This is a genomic window from Thermococcus sp. (assembly GCF_027066465.1).
Lineage (GTDB): Archaea > Methanobacteriota_B > Thermococci > Thermococcales > Thermococcaceae > Thermococcus.
In genome coordinates this window covers 1-3,687 of the sequence record NZ_JAMONU010000031.1, presented here as the reverse complement: position 1 = coordinate 3,687, position 3,687 = coordinate 1, and the positions used below count along the sequence as shown (strand labels likewise).

Annotated in this window: 4 protein-coding genes and 1 pseudogene; 2 read left to right on the top strand and 3 right to left on the bottom strand. The window is 54.6% G+C overall.

What is annotated here, in order from left to right:
* A pseudogene (locus MVK46_RS01480) lies at positions 1 to 506 on the bottom strand (radical SAM protein); the annotation flags it as partial.
* Between the two features lie 57 nt (positions 507 to 563).
* On the opposite strand from MVK46_RS01480, the gene MVK46_RS01475 reads away from it, so the two are divergent.
* Entirely contained in the window at positions 564 to 1,097 is a 534-nt protein-coding gene (locus MVK46_RS01475; protein WP_297534718.1) for an adenylate kinase family protein, read from the top strand.
* Here the strand turns inward: MVK46_RS01475 and MVK46_RS01470 are convergent.
* Positions 1,082 to 1,567 (bottom strand): type II toxin-antitoxin system VapC family toxin, encoded by a 486-nt coding sequence (locus MVK46_RS01470; RefSeq protein ID WP_297534719.1) that lies wholly within the window; start codon positions 1,565 to 1,567, stop codon positions 1,082 to 1,084. The genes MVK46_RS01475 and MVK46_RS01470 overlap by 16 nt on opposite strands.
* Positions 1,568 to 1,612: 45 nt before the next feature.
* Here MVK46_RS01470 and MVK46_RS01465 point away from each other — a divergent pair, with 45 nt between their 5' ends.
* The gene (locus MVK46_RS01465; RefSeq protein WP_297534717.1) at positions 1,613 to 2,077 is read left to right on the top strand and encodes a hypothetical protein; all 465 of its coding nucleotides are present in this window, start codon (positions 1,613 to 1,615) and stop codon (positions 2,075 to 2,077) included.
* Here the strand turns inward: MVK46_RS01465 and MVK46_RS01460 are convergent.
* A complete protein-coding gene (locus MVK46_RS01460) occupies positions 2,048 to 3,559 on the bottom strand; it encodes a sodium/proline symporter (RefSeq protein ID WP_297534715.1) in 1,512 nt (503 codons plus the stop codon). The genes MVK46_RS01465 and MVK46_RS01460 overlap by 30 nt on opposite strands.
* Positions 3,560 to 3,687: the final 128 nt, after the last annotated feature.

Sequence of the window (3,687 nt, the reverse complement as noted above, 5' to 3'; positions counted from 1 at the left end):
ATTATCTCCCCGATGTCGTCGACGTTGTAGCCCGGAGTAAGGATTATGTCCGCTATAACGCGAAAGGTTTGAGCCACGAGGGGAAGGAGCTCTATCAGTTTGCCGGCGAGCGGGCTTCTCATGAGGGCAATCCTCTTTTCCTTCTTCGTCGTGTGGACGGAAATTTGCATCTCGTCGAGGCCCGCTTTCCAGAGGCTCTCGATTCTCTTCTCGTCCAGTCCGACGTTTCCAGCTGTATCGGTAACCCGAATCCACAGCTCGGGATAGTGCTCGCTCACGTAGGCAATCCTCCTCTCGAGCTCAGGGTCGTTCAGGGTGTCGTGGAATGAAACGCGGTAAATCATCTCGGGCGGGTTCTGCCGGAGGTAGCAGAAGAGGCAGTAGCTCCCGCACGGGCCGGCCCTGCTCGATGGAGGAATGACCACCAAATCTTCCCTCTCATCGACGCCGTCCAGCTCGTACTTGGTAATTCGCCTAAGCTTGAAGTCCTCGGTGAACTCGTACATACTCGAAACTCGAGCTGGGTTTTTAAAAGCTTAAGGTGAACCAGGTACGGTGGTGGCATGATAATAGCGGTAACCGGAACGCCCGGGGTCGGAAAGACGACGGTTTCGAAGCTTTTGGCTCAAAAGCTCGGCTACGAGTACGTCAGTTTAAAGGACTACGCAATGGAAAAGGGCATCGGCGAGATGAAGGGCGATGAACTTGAGGTCGAGGTTGACGAGCTGGCCTATAACTTCGAGCGGGACTTCAAGGGGAAGAACGTTGTCGTTGACGGGCATCTCAGCCACTTCCTCAACGCAGACCTCGTAGTTGTGCTCAGGGCACATCCGAAGCTAATCGGCGAGAGGTTAACCGAGAGGGGCTATTCAAGGGAGAAGGTTGGGGAAAACGTCGAGGCCGAGCTCGTCGATGTTATCCTCGTGGAGGCCCTTGAGGAGAACGAGAACGTCGTAGAGGTTGATACGACCGGAAAGACGCCGGAAGAGGTCGTGAACGAGATTCTGGAGCTGATTGAGAAAGGTGTCAGGAGAAGGGTCGGCGTAGTTGACTGGAGCAGGGTTTATGATGATGTGATTCCCTACCTGCGCCTCTGACGCCTCCTCTTTTTCCTCGGTATGAGCCTAACCGGACTGCCGCAGTCAGGACAAACACCTTCAGGCGGCATCTCTGAAAACCGCTTTCCACAGCCGATGCAGACGTAGTTCCAGCGGATTACGCGCTTTATCCCGCGCTTTAGGGTCTTGAAGGGAATCCCAAGGGTTTTGGCTATGTTCTGGAGGTTGTAGTCGTCGGTGAGGAGAGTGGCTTTGAGCTCGTACGCCAGGGCGAGAACCTCAACGTCGGCTTCGCTCAGCTCTTCCAGTTCCCCGGTCCTTCTTGCAGCTTCCTTAACGGCTTCAATGCTTTCTTTCGATGGAACGAGCACCCTAACCTTTCCCGCGCTTATCAGACCCTCAAGGAAGAGCCTCGACTCTGGGTCTTTAACCTCTTCAACGACTTTCGGCGTCGTGAAGCCCTCGACGTCAATCCCCTGAATGAATATCGCGGTGTCTATTACCTGCATCGCCACCTTTTTATTTTCCCCGCTCAAAAACCTTCGGGTGGGAGCTTGAGGATAACCCGAATAGTCCCGATATACAGGCCCGATGGGGAAGCCAAGGAAATCTACTACCCCGTGTGGCTCTACGTCTTCTACTACCACGTCAAGAGACGGGTGTTCGGGGACATAAAGGGCAAATTCGTCGTGATGGTTGACGGGATAAACGGGAGAAGCTACCTCGCCGATGTGTTCCCCCAGCTGGAGGAAGTTGAAACCGACGGGAGAATTCTTGAACCGAGGGTAACCGACGAAGAAAGCAGGGAGCTTGCCGTTGACAAGGCGGAGGCGTTTCTCTTCCGGAAGTTCGCCTACCTCAAGTTCTCATACCGGCTTGAGCAGAAGGCCTTCACGTACAAGCTCTTCTGGGCGATGAAGACCGGGAATTCGTACCTTCTCCTCGACAGCATAACGGGGGATGAAATAGAAGTTCAAAAAATTAAAAAATCAGAACAGCTCGTCAACGATTCCGGCTAGGGTCTTAAGTTCTGGCGTTGCAGAGCCGCCCCTGACGACTATCCTCTTCCCAGAGGCGTACTCGACTATCTCCTGTATCTCCTTCGGCGGGGCCTTGGTGAGGAGGCTGACGACTATTATCGCTATGCTTGAGAACACGAAGCCGGGTATCATCTCATACCACGGGTGCCAGCTGAGGCCGAGCTGCTTCCAGAGGATTACGGTTACGGCGCCAACTATCATTCCCGCTATCGCCCCCTCCTTGGTGGCCCTCTTCCAGTAGAGGCCGAAGATGACGACCGGACCGAAGGAACACGCCAGTCCAGCCCAGGCGTAGAGAACGAGCTTGAACACCGTTTCGGTTGCACCGAGGGCGAGGTATATCGAGAGCAGGCTGACGACGAGGACTGAAATCCTGCTTATCCAGACGAGCTTGTCTTGGTCGGCGTTGGGGTTAATCATCTTGTTGTATATGTCCCTCGCGAGGGCCGATGCGACGACGAGCAAATAAGAGTTTGCCGACGACATTATCGCGGCCGCCATTGCCGCTATCAGGATTCCCGCGAAGACCGGTGGTAGCATCTGCTTTGTAAGCGCCATGAGGGACATCTCGGGCTTTATGCCTGGAAGGAGAACCCTGGCCGCAACTCCACCGAGGGTGACTCCGTAGAGGGCTATGACCGCCCATACAACCGCCGCAATGAGGGAGTACTTGAGCATCTTCGAGTCCTTAATCGCCATGAACCTGACGTGGAGCTGTGGCTGTCCCAGATAGCCGAGGTAGCCAATCGAGAGGAACCCGAGGAGTGTTATTGGAGCTACCCAGACGCTCGTCAGCTTGGGGTCTATTGTGTAGAGCTTGTCGTACATCGCCGTGAAGCCGCCGATTTTGGCTATTGCCATCGCCGGAACAACAACGGCTCCAATGAACATGAGAATTGCCTGGACAACGTCGGTGTAAACTGCCGCGGCGAAGCCTCCGAGGAGGACGTATATTAAAACCGTCAGGGCGCCGATTATTGCACCCCATTTGTAGTCTATCCCGGTTAGGAATTCGAGTGTCCTTCCCATTGCAACGGTCTGGGCCGCCGTATACGCCGTCAGGAATATGAAGATTATGACCACAGAGATAACCCTGACGACGTGGCTTTTGTCGTAGTACCTCGCCTCAAGGAAGTCCGGAACGGTTATCGCCCCGACCTTCTCCGTAAAGCGCCTCAGCCTCTTTCCAAGAACCGTGAAGTTTATCAGCGGCCCACCGGCGCTCGTCATCGGGACCCATACGCTGCCGAATCCGAGGCTGTAGCCCTTTCCCGGCATTCCCTGGAACATGTAGCCGCTCATTGCAGTTGCCTGATGGGTTAGGGCTATGGTAAAGGGTCCAAAGCGCCTCCTTCCGAGGAAGTACCCCTCAATGGACTCACTGCCGATTCTGTACGTCAGTATTCCTATAACAATCATTGCGACGAGGTACACAACGAAAGAAACTACCACAACGTCCATTCATGCTCCCTCCTCGTCCTTGCTGATGTAGAAGTACGCCACTGCCAGCAGCACGTATATAACGGGAACTCCAATCCACAGGAAGACTACCGAGGCCGGCATCCCCACGCCCCCTTAGAATTTTCATT